Genomic DNA, 17815 nt, shown 5'->3' on the forward strand with positions numbered 1-17815 from the left:
GATCAGGCCGTCTCGACCCAGTTGCGCTCGGTGGCGGGCCCATCGATCCGACCGGAACGTAATCGCACCACGCGGTCGCAGCGATGCGCCAGCGTATTGTCGTGGGTCACCAGCACCAGCGTCATACCGCGCTGCGCGTGCTGCGCGAACAAGAGATCGACGATCTGGCCGCCGGTGGATTCGTCGAGATTGCCGGTCGGCTCGTCGGCGACCAGGATCGCAGGATCCGGCGCCAATGCGCGCGCCAGCGCGACGCGCTGCTGCTCGCCACCGGAAAGCTGAGTCGGATAGTGATGCAGACGGGCGCCGAGACCGACCGCTTCCAGCTCGCGCGCCGCACGGCCGGCTGGGTCGGGATGACCTGCCAGCTCCAGCGGTACCGCGACATTCTCCAGCGCCGTCATGGTCGGGATCAGGTGAAAGGACTGGAAGACGATGCCGACATGACGGCCACGAAACCGCGCCAATCCGTCCTCATCGAGATCATTGAAAGAGGTGCCATTGACCACCACCTGACCGGAGTCAGGACGCTCCAGCCCCGCCATCACCATCAGCAGCGTGGACTTGCCGGAGCCCGACGGGCCAATCAGCCCGATCGCTTCACCCGATCCGACGCGCAGGCTGATATCCTTGAGGATATGCACGCGCGCGGCGCCGGTGCCGAGCGAGAGGTTGATGTTCGAGATTGAAATGGTGTCCGGCGAAACGCCGGCCGATGATGAGGCTTCAATGAAAGTATCCATGCGTGCTTCATATGGCACTTCGTTTGCGGCGGTCGAGGGGCTACTGCGCACGTTTATGTGGCTGGTCGTCGCCGGGCTGACGGTCGCACTTCCGATCCCCACCGCCACGGCGCAGACGGCCGCCGCCGGCACGGCCAAGCCCGTCAAACTGGTCGTACTGGGGGACTCCCTGAGCGCAGGTTATGGCCTGCCGGCGGCAGCCGCGTTTCCGGTCCGGCTACAAAAGGCCCTGAAGGACAAGGGGATAGAGGTCGAGATGATCAATGCCGGTGTATCCGGGGATACCACCTCGGGCGGCCTCGGGCGGCTCGACTGGTCGGTGCCCGAGGGGACGCAGGGCGTGATCATCGAACTCGGCGCCAACGACGCGCTGCGCGGTACCGATCCGAAAGTCCCGCGCGCGGCATTGACCGAGATATTGACGCGGCTGAAGGCCCGCAACGTCGCCGTGCTCCTCTGCGGCATGGTAGCACCGCCGAACTATGGCGCCGACTATGCGGAAAAGTTCAATTCGATCTATCCGGATCTGGCCAAGCAATTTGGCGTGCCGCTCTATTCGTTCTTTCTCGAAGGCGTCGCCGGTGACAGTAAACTCAACCAGGCCGACGCGATGCATCCGACAGCGGATGGCGTCGACATCGTCGTGAAAAACATCCTGCCCAGCGTCGAGGCATTTGTCGGCACGATCGCTGGGCAACGCAGTTGAGAAACAGGCAGCCTCAACCTTAATGACGGTTTTTCACGGAACCTTCATGCACCGAGCGCGGCATCTGCTTCGCAGAGTCACAGAAGTCGGGTAAAAAAAGACATCGGTGATTCGTCACCGGCTCGTTTGTTCGGGCATGATTTTCGCCGAGGGGTGCGGGCGTGCATAAGCACACCGTAGTCAGCACCTTTCGGCGAAAATCGCGCCCCGGCAAAGAGGAGCTGACTATGCCGCGTTTGTTCGCCGGACTGGAGATACCAGCCGAGATCGGCCAGACATTGGCCAATTTGCGTGGCGGCCTGCCAGGCGCACGCTGGATCGATCCCGAAAATTATCATGTCACGCTTCGCTTCATCGGCGATATTGATGGCGTTTCCGCCAACGAAATCGCCGATCTGATGTCACGCGTGGAGCGCAGACCCTTCGAGGTCGCGGTGCGTGGCCTTTCGAGCTTCGGCGGCAAGAAACCCCGCGCTGTCGTCGCTGCGGTCGAGCCGAGCCGTCCGCTGCTTGAACTGCAATCCGAACTGGAACGGCTGGTGCGCCGCTGCGGGCTCGAGCCCGAGGGCCGCAAATTCACGCCGCATGTCACGCTGGCCCGGCTGCGCGATTCCTGCGACCGCGACGTCGCCGACTATCTTTCGGTGCGGGGCTACTTCCCGACGAAGATCTTCACCGCCTCGCGCTTCGTGTTGTTCTCGTCGCGGGCATCCACGGGCGGCGGCCCTTATCTGGTCGAGGATTCCTACGCGCTCTGCGCATGAGCGCATATCCGCTTCGACCAATTCGCATCTTGCATTTTCCGGGCGTATGGGGCCGTTAGGGCCCCATGTCGTCCAGCCCTCCGCAATCCTTCCGCGAACAATATCAAGCCCTCGTAGCCTCCGGCGCCATCGAGGCTGACCCGGCGCAGGCCGGCGCCGTCGAGGCCATCGCGGCGCTCGACGTTGCGCTGTCCACTTATAAGCCACCGCGCAAGCAGGGCTTCTTTGGACGCCTGTTCGGCGACAAGGATATGCAACCGCCGCGCGGTCTCTACGTCCATGGCGAGGTCGGCCGCGGCAAGACCATGCTGATGGACCTGTTCTTCGAAGCCAGCGCGGTCACGCACAAGCGTCGCGCTCATTTCCATGAGTTCATGGCCGACACCCATGAGCGCATCTATAATTTTCGCCAGAAAATCGCGAGCGGCGAGCTGCCCGACGGCGATGTCATCGCGCTGACGGCGAATTCGATCTTCGACGAAGCCTGGCTCCTCTGCTTCGACGAATTTCACGTCACCGACATCGCCGATGCGATGATCCTCGGCCGACTGTTCGCACGGCTGTTCGAACTCGGCACCGTCGTCTTCGCGACGTCCAATGTCGAACCCGTCAATCTTTACAAAGGCGGCCTCAACCGCGCGCTGTTTTTGCCGTTCATCAAACAGATCGAAGATCATATGGAAGTGCGCAAACTGGATTCGCGCACAGACTATCGATTGGAAAAGCTGGCCGGCGTAAAGAGCTGGCTGGTGCCGGACGATGATGCAGCAAAGGCCGCGCTCGACAAGGCCTGGGCAAAGCTCACGGGCGGCGCACCGGCAAGGTCGCGTGATATCTCGATCAAGGGTCGCAAGCTGCGTGTTCCCCTGGAAGCACAGGGCGTGGCCCGGTTTTCATTTGGCGACCTCTGCGAGAAGCCGCTTGGCGCATCAGACTATCTGAAACTGGCGCACGACTATCACACGCTGTTCATCGAACATATTCCGATGATGGACTACGGCGACCGCAACGCCGCCAAACGCTTCATCGCTCTCATCGACACGCTCTATGACAATGCCGTGAAGCTGATGGCCTCGGCCGCCGGCGAACCACACGCGCTGTATCAGGCCAGCGAAGGTTTCGAGGCAATGGAATTCGCGCGGACCGCGTCGCGGCTGTTCGAGATGGGTTCAGAAACATATCTGGCCCTGCCCCATGGCCGCAGCGATTCCACGGCGTCAGGCGCCACCACGGGCCTGGTCGAAACCTGACGCGCGCGATCAGATCGATATCAAAGCGGAATCGGTACTTTCGCGAGCGATTCCAATTTCCAGTTCACTCATAATTATTTGCATTGCAGGCCGGCGCTCGACAATTGGGCAGGCTCCGACTTGAACGGTGTCCGCGAAAGGGATAACCAGCCTGTCAGCATTTCCTGCTCCCTCCCTACCCCTTCGGGCTTAAAGGATAGATTTCCCATGGCGCGTAACAAAATCGCATTGATTGGTTCTGGTCAGATCGGCGGAACACTTGCTCACCTCGTCGGCCTGAAAGAACTCGGCGACGTCGTGATGTTCGACATTGCGGAAGGTGTGCCGCAGGGCAAATCGCTCGATCTCGCGCAGTCCTCACCGGTCGACGGCTTCGACTCCAAGCTGACCGGCGCCAACTCCTATGAGGCGATCGAAGGTTCGGACGTCATCATCGTCACCGCCGGCGTGCCGCGCAAGCCGGGTATGAGCCGCGACGACTTGCTCTCGATCAACCTCAAGGTGATGGAGCAGGTTGGCGCAGGCATCAAGAAGTACGCCCCGAATGCCTTCGTCATCTGCATCACAAACCCGCTCGATGCGATGGTCTGGGCGCTGCAGAAGGCTTGCGGCCTGCCGGCAAACAAGGTCGTCGGCATGGCGGGCGTGCTGGACTCGGCGCGCTTTCGCTACTTCCTGGCCGATGAATTCAATGTGTCGGTCGAGGACGTCACCGCCTTCGTGCTCGGCGGCCACGGCGACACCATGGTTCCGCTGGTCAAGTATTCGACCGTTGCCGGCATCCCGCTGCCGGATCTCGTGAAAATGGGCTGGACCTCGCAGGCCCGCATCGACGAGATCGTCGACCGTACCCGCAACGGCGGCGCCGAGATCGTCAACCTCCTGAAGACCGGTTCGGCGTTCTACGCGCCGGCCGCGTCGGCCATCGCGATGGCCGAGAGCTACCTCAAGGACAAGAAGCGCGTGCTGCCCTGCGCCGTGCACCTCAACGGCGAATACGGCGTCAAGGACATGTATGTCGGCGTTCCCGTGGTGATCGGTGCCAAGGGCGTCGAGCGCATTGTCGAGATCGAACTCGCCGGCAAGGACAAGGAAGGCTTCGACAAGTCGGTTGCTTCGGTGGTCGGCCTGATGGACGCCTGCAAGAAGATCGCGCCCGACCTGCTCGGCTAAGATCAAGCTCACTTCACCGGCACCCTAGGGGTGCCGGTTTTGCATTTGACGACATTGGCAAACACTGCAACGAACCCCTCAGCCAATTCGTCCGTCACGCGGAATTATCGTCGACTTTGACATGCAGCATGCTTGGTATACGGTATGCCAGTTCAAAGAAAACGACGTGAATTCCAAGTTCACCAACCGGGGTTCGGGAGCGACTTATGAATATCCATGAATATCAGGCGAAGGCCGTGCTGAAGGAATTCGGCGTGCCCGTTTCCAAAGGCGTGCCCATCCTCAAGGCCGAGGAAGCGGAGGCTGCCGCCAAGCAGCTCGGCGGTCCGTTGTGGGTGGTGAAGAGCCAGATCCACGCCGGCGGCCGCGGCAAGGGCAAGTTCAAGGAAGCATCGGCCGGCGACAAGGGCGGCGTCCGCCTCGCCAAATCGATCGACGAGACCAAGCAGTTCGTCAAGGAAATGCTCGGCGCGACCCTCGTGACCGAACAGACCGGCCCCGCGGGCAAGCAGGTCAACCGGATCTATCTGGAAGACGGCTCGGACATCGAAAAGGAATTCTACCTCTCGCTGCTCGTCGACCGTGAAACCTCGCGCGTTGCTTTCGTCGTCTCGACCGAAGGCGGCATGAACATCGAGGAAGTCGCGCACAACACCCCGGACAAGATCGTGACCTTTTCGGTCGATCCGGCCACCGGCGTGATGGGCCACCACGGCCGCACCGTGGCTCAGGCGCTGGGCCTCAAGGGCGATCTCGCCAAGCAGGCCGAGAAGCTGGTGTCGCAGCTCTACACCGCATTCATCGCCAAGGACATGGACATGCTGGAGATCAATCCGCTGATCATCTCCAAGCAGGGCGAGCTGAAGTGCCTCGATGCCAAGATGTCGTTCGACTCGAACGCGTTGTATCGTCACCCGGAAATCGTCGCGCTGCGCGACACCACCGAAGAAGACGCCAAGGAAATCGAGGCGTCGAAATATGACCTCGCTTACATCGCGCTCGACGGCACCATCGGCTGCATGGTCAACGGCGCCGGCCTCGCAATGGCCACGCTCGACATCATCAAGCTCTATGGCGAAAGCCCGGCCAACTTCCTCGACGTCGGTGGCGGCGCTTCCGAGGAGAAGGTGACTGCAGCGTTCAAGATCATCACTGCCGATCCGAACGTGAAGGGCATCCTGGTCAACATCTTCGGCGGCATCATGAAGTGCGATGTCATCGCTGCCGGCGTTGTCGCCGCAGTGAAGGCTGTCGGCCTCCAGGTGCCACTGGTTGTCCGCCTCGAAGGTACCAATGTCGAGGAAGGCAAGAAGATCATCCGTGAATCCGGTCTCAACGTTCTGCCCGCCGACGATCTCGACGACGCCGCTCAGAAGATCGTCAACGCCGTGAAGGGAAAGTAAGCTGATGTCCGTCCTGATCGACAAGAACACCAAGGTCATCTGCCAGGGCTTTACCGGCAAGAACGGCACCTTCCACTCCGAACAGGCGATTGCCTACGGCACCAAGATGGTCGGCGGCACCTCGCCGGGCAAAGGCGGCTCGACGCATATCGGCCTGCCGGTGTTCGACACCGTGGCCGAAGCCCGCGACAAGACCGGCGCCGATGCATCGGTGATCTATGTGCCGCCGCCCGGCGCAGCCGACGCAATCTGCGAAGCCATCGACGCGGAAATCCCGCTGATCGTCTGCATCACCGAGGGCATTCCGGTGCTCGACATGGTGCGCGTCAAGCGTTCGCTGTCGGGTTCGAAGTCGCGCCTGATCGGGCCGAACTGCCCGGGCGTCGTCACCGCCGGCGAATCGAAGATCGGCATCATGCCGGCCAACATCTTCAAGCCCGGCAGCGTCGGCATCCTGTCGCGCTCCGGCACGCTGACCTATGAAGCCGTGTTCCAGACCACCCAGGCCGGTCTCGGCCAGAGCTCGGCGGTCGGCATCGGCGGCGACCCGGTCAAGGGCACCGAATTCATCGACGTGCTCGAGATGTTCCTGGCCGACCCCAAGACCACCTCGATCATCATGATCGGCGAAATCGGCGGCTCGGCAGAAGAGGACGCGGCACAGTTCATCAAGGACGAAGCCAAGCGCGGCCGCAAGAAGCCGATGGTCGGCTTCATCGGCGGCGTCACCGCACCTCCCGGCCGTCGCATGGGCCATGCCGGCGCCATCGTGTCGGGCGGCAAGGGCGACGCCCAGTCGAAGATCGCAGCCATGGAAGCCGCCGGCATCCGCGTCTCGCCGTCTCCGGCGCGTCTCGGCACCACGCTTGTGGATGTGTTGAAGGGCTGAGGCTCACGACTTCAGAGTGAGAATAAGAAAGGCCCGCTCGAAAGAGCGGGCCTTTTGTTTTGCGCGAGAGCGCTAGTTCGATTGGCGGTGCGGCAACTGGTGCCCAGGAAAGGATTGCGATGGCGAAGTTTAACTTATTGAAAATATAAGATTTTCTAGATCAGTCCGCAAGATGTTTACCAGACACGTTACGCAGACTTACGAGCGCCCGATAAGGTAATCGAACGAGCGTCCAAGGCCCTAGCTTTGGCGTTGATCTCACGGTCGCAGTTCCCCAAATCAATCAAGAAGAGAAACGCGAGTTGGCCATTTTGGGTCAATGACTCCATCTGCAACTTGCTGTCACCATGATTAGACGACGTCGGCGAGCGATTGGCCATGAAGGTCGATGCTTTGGCGGATGATCACACCGGCGGTCGCGGTGTTGGTCGTGGTGTCCTGGGTACCGATGCCGATCGTCACTGTCGTTTGCGCATCCGCCTTGCCGGCTAGGAGCAGCGCTGCCGCGATGACGGTGGTTGCGTAAAACATCCGATATCCCAGCTTGTGAACCATTGCAGACCCTCTTGGTATGAGATGCGCTTCGGGTATGGCCTCGTTGTCGTTGATATCCTTCGTCGATACCTTCGATCGAGCAAACGCCGTCGCACGCAAATGGTCGATTAGTTGCCGTGAAATATCTGATGCTCAGTCCTTAAGCAGCTCGGCCTGGGGTAGCCATATCCGTAGGCATTGCCTCAGTCGCCCAGGCCCTTCATGTCCCGCAGCAGATCAGGCCTTCGCACGATGATCTGCGATTTGCGCGAGGTCACAATATCCCTGTCCTGCATGCGCTTGAGGCTGATGGTCACCCATTGGCGTGTCGCGCCGACCATGTGTGCGAGATCGGCATGGGTAAACGCCGCGCTGATCAGAATGCCGTCGGAATCTTCTACCCCGTAAAGCTCAACCAGATGCAGCAGCAGATGCGCGAGGCGTTCGGTAATCGACCGGGTGCCGAGCATTTGCGCCAGCGCCGAATAACATTTTCCCTTGAAGGTCAGCCCTTCGATCAATCCAATAGCAAGATTGGGGACTTCGACCACGAGTGCACGTAACTCCTTGCCGGGAAGCTGCACAACGCTTGAATTGCTGGTCGCGACGCCCGACCACTGGTGCACACCGGCGCCAAACACTTCGGGCCCGCCGACGAAATTGCCCGGATGCCAGTATGCCAGAGTAATTTCCCGGCCCGAGGGCGCGGAGTAGAAGACGCGAATGCGGCCGGTCTCGATCAGATAGATGCCGTCATGCTTCGCACCCTGATTGAACAGGGGCTGGCCGCGATAAAACACTTTGCGCCGGCCGTGCTTGAGTACGGTCTCGCGCTCCCGCAGCGACAATGTATCGAACAACAATGAGGGTGAACCGCCGAGCGATCGCGCGCTTTCTGTGAGCAACAGTGACTGCCCGCTCGCCGCTGCCGGTATCACGACCGGCGGCGCCGTGGTTCCCTGATTTGATGTCGCATTGATCGCCGCATAAATTTGCATCGTGCGCTCCAGACTTAAAATCAGTCTAAATGCGGAGCAAGCCTTGTGCCAATCCAAAGTCCGCGGCGTTTGAAGCAGCTTCCGACCGCCTCAAGGGGGAATTGGAGAAAAGAATAAGCGCTTTCAGTCAGGCCAAGTTCTGTCAGGTCCCGGCTTCGTTCAGGTCGAGCAGAAAGGCCCACGGATAAATTCCGCGCGCATGCCCGTCCGAGAACGCAATGTTGATTGCGTAACCGCCGATCGGCGCAACCAGCGCGATTGCGATACTGTCGAACTTGTTCGGAAATACTCCTTCAATCCGCGCACGCAGGCAATGCGCGCACTTGCATGCACTGCGCAGACGCTTGGCCGAGAGCCGGATCGCATCACCTTCCGCAAAAGCAAGATCAAGAAAGCTGAGATCGTCGCTGACGGAAATCTGCGTGGGTTCCACACCGATCGACGCTACGAGAGCTGAAGGTGTAGCAGACTGTGCCATGACAATATCTCCGACGTCAGCACTCGATCATCATCTGCAGGTGCCTCAGAGCAATTAATTGCCGGAACTGACAGCATTGCCCCTAAGGCTCCCATAACGCCGAGATGCTATGTTCAACTCTGGCGCGAGACCGGAAAGGTCATTGTTTCCTTCCCGCTGACAACTAATTGCTATCACGCTGGGCCCGCCTGTCTATCCTGACCCCGGAGCCGTTTCCGCAATGCCGGAATGGAATTTGCTCCGAACGAGGCAAAGGATCGAGCGATGGCGATGGACGAAATTGTCGACGGCCTTTCTGAAGTATCCTGCGACGTCCTGGTGATCGGCGGCGGAACTGCGGGGCCGATGGCGGCGCTGAAGGCAAAGCTGAAGAATCCGAAGGCCAATGTCGTGCTGCTGGAAAAAGCCAATGTGAAGCGCTCCGGTGCCATCTCCATGGGCATGGACGGACTCAACAACGCGGTGATCCCTGGCTACGCGACGCCGGAGCAGTACACCAAGGAAATCACCATCGCCAATGACGGCATCGTCGACCAGAAGGCCGTCTATAAATATGCCGAGAAGTGCTACTCGATCATCGAGGAACTCGATAGTTTCGGCATCCGCTTCCTGAAAAATGAGAACGGCGACTACGCGGTCAAGAAGGTGCATCACATCGGCACCTATGTGCTGCCGATGCCCAATGGCGAGACCGTCAAAAAGGCGATCTATCGCCAGTTGCGCCGCGCCCGCATCCTGATTTCCAACCGCTACATGGCGACGCGCCTGCTGAAGAGCAGCGACGGCCGTATCGCCGGCGCCGTCAGCGTCAACACCCGCACGGCAGAGATCCTCGTGATCAAGGCGAAGGCGGTGATCCTGTGCATGGGCGCCGCCGGCCGCCTCGGCCTGCCGACCTCCGGCTACATGTTCGGCACCTATGAGAACGCCGCCAATTCCGGCGACGGCTATGCGATGGCCTATCACGCCGGCGCGGCGCTCGCGAACCTCGAATGCTTTCAGATCAATCCACTGATCAAGGATTACAACGGCCCGGCCTGTGCCTATGTCGCCGGGCCCTACGGCGCCTTCACAGCCAACAACGAAGGCGCGCGCTTCATCGAATGCGATTACTGGTCTGGCCAGATGATGCTCGAATTCTACAACGAATTGCAGTCCGGCAAGGGACCGGTGTTCCTGCAGCTCAACCACCTGCACGAAGATACTATCAGCGAGATCGAAACTACGCTGCACAAGGTCGAGCGGCCGACCCGCGGAATTTTCCATGAGGGACGCACCACTGATTATCGCAGCGAGCCGATCGAGATGCACATCTCTGAGATCGGCTTCTGCTCCGGCCATAGCGCATCCGGCGTATTCGTTGACGAATTCGCCCGCACCACGGTGCCCGGCCTCTATGCCGCGGGCGACATGGCCAGCGTGCCGCATAACTATATGCTCGGCGCCTTTACCAATGGTTCGGTGGCCGGTGAGCATGCCATGGAATATGCAGACAATACCGACTTCGCCGCGTTCGACGCCGCCGACGTCGCGCTGGAGCGCGACCGCGTACTCGCGCCGACCAAGCGCGAGGACGGCATTCCGCCGAACCAGATCGAGTACAAGACGCGCCGTCTCGTCAACGATTACCTGCAGCCGCCGAAGGTCACGCGGAAATTTGAAATCGGGCAGAAGCGCCTTGGCGAAGTACGCGAGGACATGGAAACCCAGATGATCGCGCGCAATGCTCATGAGTTGCTGCGCGCACTCGAATCCCAGTCGATCCTCGATTGCGCGGACATGGCCGCGCACGCCTCATTGTATCGCACTGAAAGCCGCTGGGGCCTCTACCACCTGCGCACGGACTATCCTGAGAAGAACGATGCCGACTGGTTCTGCCATACGCTGCTGAGCAAGAAGGATGGCAAGATGAGCAGCGAGAAGCGTGCCGTCGAGCCCTATATCGTCCCGATCGCCGACGATGAGAAGGACCTCTATGACAAACAGCGAATCCGCGCCAGCGCTTGACGCCCGCAACAATTTCAAGGAGTCGAACGATGCCTCTCGCCAGTTATGAAACGTCTGTTCCGGTCGTGGTCGACGAAGCCAAGTGCATTGCCGACAAGGGTTGCACCGTCTGCGTCGATGTTTGTCCGCTTGACGTGCTGCGCATCAGCGACATGACCGGCAAGGCCTTCATGGCCTATGATGAATGCTGGTACTGCATGCCGTGCGAAGCCGACTGCCCGACCGGCGCGGTCAAGGTCAACATCCCCTATCTCCTGAGGTGAGCCATGGCGGACCCGTTTGAAGCCTATGACGACGTCGATGACGTCGACGATCGCCTGCATGCGGCTGATCCTGGCGAGCGTCGCGTCGCCATCATTGCACTCGGCCATTCCGGCGATCCGGCCGCTGTCGCGTATCTTGCGGGAATGACCGACGATCCCGACGCCGGCGTGCGTCAGCAGGTGGCGCTGGCGCTCGGTGAATTCGATGGGCCGGAAGCTGCCGCGGCCTTGGCCAAGGTCGTTGTCGATCACGAGCATGCGGTGGCGACGGCTGCCGCAGATGGCATGGCGGAATTGAAGGATCCGGCCAGCGCCGACGCAATCCTGCCGCTAGTCAGTCATCCACATGCCTTCGTGCGTATGGCAACGCTACGGGCGTTGAAGGAATTGCGCCGCAAGGATTCCCTCAAACCCGCGCTCGATGCGCTTCGCGATGTCGATGCGTCGGTGCGGGTGCAGGCGATCGGCGTGATCGGCTTTCTCAAACTGGAGGGGTCCATCCCTGCCTTGACCTCGGCGACCTCCGACGGCGATCCACACGTGCGCCGCGCCGCGGTCAGCGCACTGGCCTTTTCGCACGTCAAGCCGGCGACGGAATCGATCACCCGCGCGCTGTCCGACACCGACTGGATGGTGCGCGAGATTGCCGCCGAAACGCTCGGCACCAATGTCAACGGCATCCAGGCCGCGGACGCGCTGATCCAGGCGACCACGGACGACTACTGGCAGGTGCGACTGAAGGCAGTGCGCAGCCTCGGCAAGATGAGGGTGGTGCGGGCAGTGTCCGCGATCGGCGCGTGCATCGGCCACAGCCAGGCCAACCTTCGCAAGGAAGGGGCGGCGGCACTCGGAGAGATCGCCGATCTCGCCGGGCTGAAGTTCCTTGAACCGATCGCCAACGACGCTGATCCGGAAGTTCGCAAGAACGCGCGCTGGGCGATGCAGCGCATCCTCGCCAACCAGAGCGCCACCGGATCCTGACAAAGGCTTCTCGGTCACGCGGCTGGCGCTCGTTGCGTGACGCCTAGCTGATCGCCTGCTGCTCGAAGGAGCGCTGGCTTTCGGTGCGGATCAGATCGAGGCACTCTTTCTTCAAGCTGATATAAGCGTGGTCGAGCACAACCTCGCTGGTTCGCGGCCGCGGCAAGTCGATGCGGAGGTCGCGCAGGATACGGCCGGGTCCGGCGCTCATGAGCAACACCCGGTCGGCCAGGAAGATCGCTTCATCGATATCATGGGTGACGAAGACGATGGTGGTGCCGACCTGCTCCCAGAGGGCGAGCAGACTCTCCTGCATGACGATGCGGGTCTGAGCATCGAGTGCGCCGAAGGGCTCGTCCATCAGCAGCACAGCGGGCCGGTTAGCCAGCGCGCGGGCGATGGCAACGCGTTGCTGCATGCCGCCCGATAACGTGTGCGGATAGGCGTCGGCAAATTTCGTCAGGCCGATCATGGCGATCAGATCGTCCGCAATCGCGCGGGCCTCCCTGGACGTCTTACCGAGCATGCTGGGTCCGTGCGCGATATTGGCGCGGACCGACTTCCACGGAAACAGATGCGGCTGCTGAAACACCATCCCGCGATCGGGGCCGGGGCCGGTCACCGGCAGGCCACCGACACTGACCGAGCCGGAATAAGGCGTCTCGAAGCCGGCGATCGTATTCAATACGGTCGACTTGCCGCAGCCGGACGGGCCGAGCAGGCAGACGAATTCGCCGCGCATGATCTGGAAGGACACGCGGTCGGCGGCGATCACCTGTCCCTTGGGAGAGTCGAAGATGATACTGACGTCGACGACATCGATCTCGACCTGGGCAGAGATCGGATGGCTGTCGATCTTCGCGCGATTGGAGACAAGGGACACCGTCATCGCCACCAGACCAATCGCTGCGTCGCTGCAGCAAAGCTGCGATCGGCAATGAAGGACACTGCGCCCAGCGCGATCAGCCCGCCCATCACCTGCCCGGTCTGCAGATTCTGTTGGGCAATTTCGATGCGGTAGACAATGCCGGCAAAAGAGCCGGCCAGCTCCGCCGCCACAAGCGTGTAGAACGAGATGCTGACCGCGGTGCGCAGCCCGACGGCGATGTAGGGCAGCGCGCCCAACAGCACGATCTCACTGAGCATCCGGCGCTTCGTGGTACCCAGCATGCGCGCGGCGCGGATCAAGCCGCGATCGATCTTCTGCACGCCGATATGCGTGGTCAGCCAGACTGTGAAGAAGACCCCCCAGAAAACAAGAAATATCTTTCCAGTTTCGGACAAGCCAAACCAAAGGATGACGATCGGGACAAAGGCAATCGGTGGGATGGGTCGCAGGATATGAAAGATCGGTGAAAGGAAACTGGAGATCAACTGGAACTGGCCGGTCAACACACCAAGCAGAACCCCGATCGACGCGCCCAGAACGAAGCCGATGACGACACGGCAGACGCTTACGGCGAGATCAATTGCGAACTGTCCGCTCCTGATCCACTCGATCATCGCGACCGCAACCACCGAGGGCGGCGGAAACAAGATAATGTTCACGATATGCGATCTGGAAACCAGCTCCCATACCAGAAAGAACAGCGGAATCGAGAGGATCGAGATCGTCGTGTTGAGCCGTTGCGCTTGCCTGATTGTCATGGCAACGTTCTTTAACCGCCGGGCTGGTTCGAATAGGTAACCCGCTTGGCATCAATACTCTTCAAAGGCCCTGGCGACAGAATCTTGAGAAAATCGGGCATCGCCGCGCCTGGCGGATGATTACCGGTTTCGAGCCGCCACGCCGCATGGGTCTTGAGAGTATCGATCTGCTTGTCGTCGAGGGTCAGGCGATAGACGTAGTCGGACCAGATCGGCGCCAGATCCTCACGCTTGATCCCAACGGCCTTCGCGACGACCGTAATCGCCTCCTCGGGGTTCGCCTTCATCCAGGTTTCTGCATCGATCGCAGCGGCGAGGAATTTCTCCACCAGCGGGCCGTTCTTGGCAAGATAGTCCTGCATCACGACGATGTTGAAGGTTTCTGAATAGATGCCCTTGGTGTCGATCTCGGCAACATCCGCGCCCAACGTCTTCTTGGCGTTGGCGATATGCGGCTCCCAAGTGTCGAATGCATCGATGCTGCCGGCAACAAGCGCCGGCAGCATTTCCTGGGGTCGCAAATTGACGAGCGTGACATCATCCTTCTTCAGCCCGGCTCTGCTCAGCAAAGCCGAGGTGTAGACCTCGCTGCCGGTGCCGGCCGTGAAGGCGATCCTCTTGCCTTTTAGATCGGCCTTGCTCTTGATGCCGGCCTTGCTGGCAACCACGGTCTTGAGGTCGGAATATTCCATGCGCGCCAGAAACGCGATGGGCTGTGCGGCCATCGCGGCCGCCGTGACGGGCGCCTCCGCGGTCGTGGCAATGTCGGCACCTCCGCCAGCCACCGTGTCGAGACACTGTTTTCCGGAGGTGAAATTGGTGACCGAGATGTCGAGACCTCGTTTTTCGAAGAATCCCTTCTCCTTCGCAACGATCACAATTCCGGATATTGGCCCCAGGTTCTGCGCAAGCCTGGCCTTGAGCAGCTCGGCATGCGCCTGACCGGGGTGAAAGACGTACGTTAGCAGCATCGCAGCGGTGAAAGCAGCCGATCTAGCGTTCAACATACCCAGCCTCCGAACACTCGAGTTTGATGTCGGGATAATTTATTTAGCGAGAAGAAAACTCAAAGCAATTAATCCACATCGTTGACATGAAGAAGCGCGAGCCGATGCACAAAGGAAGCGCTGACGCGCCAATTTAAGCGGCACGATATATTCGTTCCAAGGCAACGGCGCCGCGCGAAATCCTAGCCCGACTTCGATCCGACTGCGCCTTCAAACGAACGCCCAAGCGTACGCACCAACCCATCCTCGCCCGCGCGCGAAACGAAACAAAGTGAAGACCGCAAACCGTCCGAGCGCGCCCGACCGGGAATCGCGACGGCGCACATGTCCAGCGGGTTGACGAAATAAGTGTACGTTCCCATCGCGGTGTTGAGCGCCATCGGATCGGACAACATCTGTTCGATGGTGAAGATGGTCGGCACCGTCGGGACCACCATGGCGTCGCAACCTTGCAACACAAGACTGGCCTGCCGCTGGGCCACCTTCATCGCGTAGATCGCTGTCAACGCATCTCTCGCAGTGTATTTGAAGCCGGGCTCGATCGAGGCCCAGACGGCGGGGTGGATGGCTTCCGGATTGTTCTGGACGACATCGGCATAGTCGATGAGCCGCTCGGCAACCATGGCGCTTTGAAAGACCAAGCGGCCGGCCTCCTCAAAGACCGTAAAATCCACCGGCTTCAACCGGTGCCCCAGGCTTTCAAGCGTCGCCAGGTTGCTCTCGTAAGTCCTGCGGGCCTCGTCATCGCCGAAGAACTTGAGCTGCTCTGAGCGCGGAATCGCGAGAGTCAAACGCTCCGGCAGCCGCAACCGGAGGTCGATCTCATCCGCATCCGTACGACTCAACGGGTCCTGAACATCAAACCCCGCGATATGCTCGAGAATTTCATAGGCTTCGTCGGAGAGCCTGGCGAAAACCGGAATGCAATCGAACGCTCGGTTATTGTAAAGTAGGCCGCGCGAACTCACGAGCCCGATCGTCGGCTTCAGGCCAACGATGCCGTTGCATGCCGCCGGCACGCGTCCCGACCCTCCTGTGTCCGTACCCAGCGAGAACGCGACAACGCTGCGAGCCACCGCAACCGCCGAGCCCGAGCTCGAACCGCCCGGAATGTAAGCGGGATCGATGGCGTTGCGGCACAGCGGATCGGGACTTCGCGTCCCGTTCAATCCGGTAGCGAATTGATCCAGCGTGTTCTTTCCGATCAGCACGGCGCCGGCGTCCTCCAGCCGCGTGACGGCAAAAGCGGATTGCTCCGGCTTCAGCTGTAGCGCCGGACAATTGCTGGTCGTGATCATCCCGGCGACGTGAATGCTGTCCTTGACGGAAAACGGCAAACCCAGCAGCGGCAGGGTTTCGCCGGCATCTGCCCTGGCCTGCAATTGCCGGGCGCGCTCTACGGCCTGCTGCGGTGGCACGAACGAGGTGAAGACGCCGTCCGCCGCACATGTCTGCGCGCGGCGGCACGCTTCGGCGACGATCAAATCGGCCGAGAGACCGTATGCCAGCGCAGATCGGATTGAAGAAAAACTGAAGTCGAGCGAAGCGATATCCATGATAGATTTTCCTCCGGCACGCGGGTGCCTGTCTTCAATGACTCATTGGATAGGGAGATACTCGCCGTGACGATGGCGAGAAGCGACAGCGATGGTGCGGACCATATGAGAAGGCGAACAGGCCAAGTGCACAGCCAGTGGCGGGTCCAGGCGACAACGGCGATCATTAGGATCGGCATAACCGCAAGCGAGAAACCGAATCGCGAATAACCACGAACAAATCCTCCGAAAACTCCGGCAATCAGAGTAATCAAGAAGGTTCGCTCATCCGGAAACGTCGTCATCAATCAATAGCCGCGCACAATCTGCCGTAGTGGCAAGGGATCTGTATTGCTTTGCGGAAAGGTCGGACATTTCCAGGACAATCAGTAGCAATTAATTGTCACTCGAGCCCCTTAACTCTCCTCGCGGACATTCCAAGCGGCTTACCGCCGCAATGTAAATATCGCTGACGTGACGCTTACGCCCTACGCGGATCATAATCGAACAGTCTCCATGCGCCGAAGACTATTCCTCGATCCATCGGCCGTAACGCGGCGTATTCGACTAAATTACGATCGGGTGGATGAAATAATTCGCGCAGCTAGCAGCGCCTCTTATTTTGATCTCAACCCAAGGCTTGCCCCGCTCGATATCGACACAAGGCTATTGCAGAAGATCCACTCAGCTCTTCGAGACTTCAATGGGCAAGGAGGTTGGAGCATTTCGATGGCCAGCATCTCTTCTTTCCTCGAACAGTTCCCGCCGAACCTCCGCAAGCCTATGGCCGACTTGATGTCGAACATCGAAATGCTAAGTCGCGTTGATCTTTCAAAACTGATCAGCGACGGGATCGAAAAGGTTCACTTAAACGGAAAACGCGGCTTCGTTGGCCACCACGCTGGTGGATGTGCTGAAGGGCTGAGACTAACTCGACAGAGTTGAGAAATAAGAAAGGCCCGCTCGAAAGAGTGGGCCTTTTGCGTGCGGGTTGATGGACTGACTGGTGCCCAGGGGCGGGTTGTGCCGGTTCACACTCGCATCGTTGATTTATCTACGTTTTTCTTACCTAAATCCAACATTGTTTGCCAGCCCTGTTACACAGACAAGAACCCGACCGAATGATCTGCGTGCCATTCTCAAAGCTGCGGCTTGCCGTTTCAACCACTTTCATGACGCGCCGGCGACAGTCACTTCCTTTGCAACGGAAGCCGGGACAGGCTCCACGATTTTCAGAGCGTCGTCCGCGATCTTGAGACACAATCTCAAACAGTCGCCGACGATCTCGCGCGCTTTCTCGGGCGTCATCGGGTGCTTGGCTCTTTTTCGATCTGTGAAGTGTGCTAACTCGGCGGCGGTATGCGCATAAGAACCGCGAGCGTCGGCTAACGTCCTTAGCGAGTCTATCGTGACCACTCATGCCGAGCCTGACGCAAA

The 17815-nt window shown here is 60.0% G+C and carries 19 protein-coding genes; 10 read left to right on the forward strand and 9 right to left on the reverse strand.

Translation table 11 applies throughout. The annotated features are described in order from the left end of the window. Positions 1-2: 2 nt before the first annotated feature. Positions 3-743 (reverse strand): ABC transporter ATP-binding protein, encoded by a 741-nt coding sequence (locus SFY93_RS03135; RefSeq protein WP_089263284.1) that lies wholly within the window; start codon positions 741-743, stop codon positions 3-5. Between SFY93_RS03135 and SFY93_RS03140 the strand changes: the two genes are divergently transcribed. From SFY93_RS03140 to sucD, 6 genes are all read left to right on the forward strand, one after another. Then, positions 742-1449, forward strand: a complete 708-nt coding sequence (locus tag SFY93_RS03140; protein ID WP_320446029.1) for an arylesterase — start codon at positions 742-744, stop codon at positions 1447-1449. The two genes, SFY93_RS03135 and SFY93_RS03140, sit on opposite strands and share 2 nt — an antisense overlap. 227 nt (positions 1450-1676) lie before the next feature. Next, positions 1677-2213 carry an RNA 2',3'-cyclic phosphodiesterase gene (gene thpR, locus SFY93_RS03145; RefSeq protein ID WP_089263280.1) on the forward strand — a complete coding sequence of 179 codons (537 nt, stop codon included), beginning with the start codon at positions 1677-1679 and terminating at the stop codon, positions 2211-2213. A 65-nt stretch (positions 2214-2278) separates the two neighbouring features. Beyond that, positions 2279-3463, forward strand: a complete 1185-nt coding sequence (zapE, locus tag SFY93_RS03150; protein ID WP_320446030.1) for a cell division protein ZapE — start codon at positions 2279-2281, stop codon at positions 3461-3463. A gap of 207 nt (positions 3464-3670) precedes the next feature. Next, positions 3671-4636 carry a malate dehydrogenase gene (gene mdh, locus SFY93_RS03155; protein ID WP_184512450.1) on the forward strand — a complete coding sequence of 322 codons (966 nt, stop codon included), beginning with the start codon at positions 3671-3673 and terminating at the stop codon, positions 4634-4636. Between the two features lie 206 nt (positions 4637-4842). Further along, positions 4843-6039: an ADP-forming succinate--CoA ligase subunit beta gene (gene sucC / locus SFY93_RS03160; protein WP_089263274.1), complete on the forward strand. Its 1197-nt coding sequence runs from the start codon at positions 4843-4845 to the stop codon at positions 6037-6039. 4 nt (positions 6040-6043) lie between these two features. Next, positions 6044-6928: a succinate--CoA ligase subunit alpha gene (gene sucD, locus SFY93_RS03165; RefSeq protein ID WP_093757749.1), complete on the forward strand. Its 885-nt coding sequence runs from the start codon at positions 6044-6046 to the stop codon at positions 6926-6928. Positions 6929-7279: 351 nt separating this feature from the next. On the opposite strand, the gene SFY93_RS03170 is transcribed toward sucD, so the two are convergent. From SFY93_RS03170 to SFY93_RS03180, 3 genes are all read right to left on the reverse strand, one after another. Next, on the reverse strand, positions 7280-7459 hold the full coding sequence (locus SFY93_RS03170; RefSeq protein WP_320446031.1) for a hypothetical protein: 180 nt from the start codon (positions 7457-7459) through the stop codon (positions 7280-7282). Between the two features lie 206 nt (positions 7460-7665). Further along, positions 7666-8460, reverse strand: coding sequence for a Crp/Fnr family transcriptional regulator (locus SFY93_RS03175; protein WP_320446032.1), 795 nt, complete (start codon positions 8458-8460; stop codon positions 7666-7668). A gap of 142 nt (positions 8461-8602) precedes the next feature. Beyond that, the gene (locus tag SFY93_RS03180; RefSeq protein WP_320446033.1) at positions 8603-8938 is read right to left on the reverse strand and encodes a DUF971 domain-containing protein; all 336 of its coding nucleotides are present in this window, start codon (positions 8936-8938) and stop codon (positions 8603-8605) included. 264 nt (positions 8939-9202) lie between these two features. Between SFY93_RS03180 and SFY93_RS03185 the strand changes: the two genes are divergently transcribed. The 3 genes from SFY93_RS03185 to SFY93_RS03195 are packed head-to-tail and all read left to right on the forward strand — an operon-like array spanning position 9203 to position 12189. Beyond that, complete coding sequence (locus SFY93_RS03185) at positions 9203-10945, forward strand: fumarate reductase/succinate dehydrogenase flavoprotein subunit (RefSeq protein ID WP_320446034.1); 1743 nt, start codon at positions 9203-9205, stop codon at positions 10943-10945. A gap of 29 nt (positions 10946-10974) precedes the next feature. Continuing rightward, positions 10975-11208: a 4Fe-4S dicluster domain-containing protein gene (locus tag SFY93_RS03190; RefSeq protein ID WP_320446035.1), complete on the forward strand. Its 234-nt coding sequence runs from the start codon at positions 10975-10977 to the stop codon at positions 11206-11208. Between the two features lie 3 nt (positions 11209-11211). Beyond that, positions 11212-12189, forward strand: coding sequence for a HEAT repeat domain-containing protein (locus tag SFY93_RS03195; RefSeq protein ID WP_320446036.1), 978 nt, complete (start codon positions 11212-11214; stop codon positions 12187-12189). Between the two features lie 43 nt (positions 12190-12232). Here the strand turns inward: SFY93_RS03195 and SFY93_RS03200 are convergent, their stop codons facing one another. From SFY93_RS03200 to SFY93_RS03220, 5 genes are all read right to left on the reverse strand, one after another. Next, positions 12233-13078: an ABC transporter ATP-binding protein gene (locus SFY93_RS03200; protein ID WP_320446037.1), complete on the reverse strand. Its 846-nt coding sequence runs from the start codon at positions 13076-13078 to the stop codon at positions 12233-12235. Further along, positions 13075-13692, reverse strand: coding sequence for an ABC transporter permease (locus tag SFY93_RS03205; protein WP_320446038.1), 618 nt, complete (start codon positions 13690-13692; stop codon positions 13075-13077). Before SFY93_RS03205 ends, SFY93_RS03200 begins: the two co-directional genes overlap by 4 nt. Before the next feature lie 155 nt (positions 13693-13847). Then, complete coding sequence (locus SFY93_RS03210; protein WP_320446039.1) at positions 13848-14843, reverse strand: NrtA/SsuA/CpmA family ABC transporter substrate-binding protein; 996 nt, start codon at positions 14841-14843, stop codon at positions 13848-13850. 182 nt (positions 14844-15025) lie between these two features. Continuing rightward, positions 15026-16327 carry an amidase family protein gene (locus SFY93_RS03215; RefSeq protein ID WP_320446040.1) on the reverse strand — a complete coding sequence of 434 codons (1302 nt, stop codon included), beginning with the start codon at positions 16325-16327 and terminating at the stop codon, positions 15026-15028. Continuing rightward, the gene (locus SFY93_RS03220; protein ID WP_320446041.1) at positions 16324-16683 is read right to left on the reverse strand and encodes a hypothetical protein; all 360 of its coding nucleotides are present in this window, start codon (positions 16681-16683) and stop codon (positions 16324-16326) included. Before SFY93_RS03220 ends, SFY93_RS03215 begins: the two co-directional genes overlap by 4 nt. Positions 16684-17107: 424 nt before the next feature. On the opposite strand from SFY93_RS03220, the gene SFY93_RS03225 reads away from it, so the two are divergent. Continuing rightward, the gene (locus SFY93_RS03225) at positions 17108-17323 is read left to right on the forward strand and encodes a hypothetical protein (RefSeq protein WP_320446042.1); all 216 of its coding nucleotides are present in this window, start codon (positions 17108-17110) and stop codon (positions 17321-17323) included. The last annotated feature ends 492 nt before the right edge of the window (positions 17324-17815 follow it).

Source organism: Tardiphaga sp. 42S5, from assembly GCF_034044155.1.
Taxonomy (GTDB): domain Bacteria; phylum Pseudomonadota; class Alphaproteobacteria; order Rhizobiales; family Xanthobacteraceae; genus Tardiphaga; species Tardiphaga robiniae.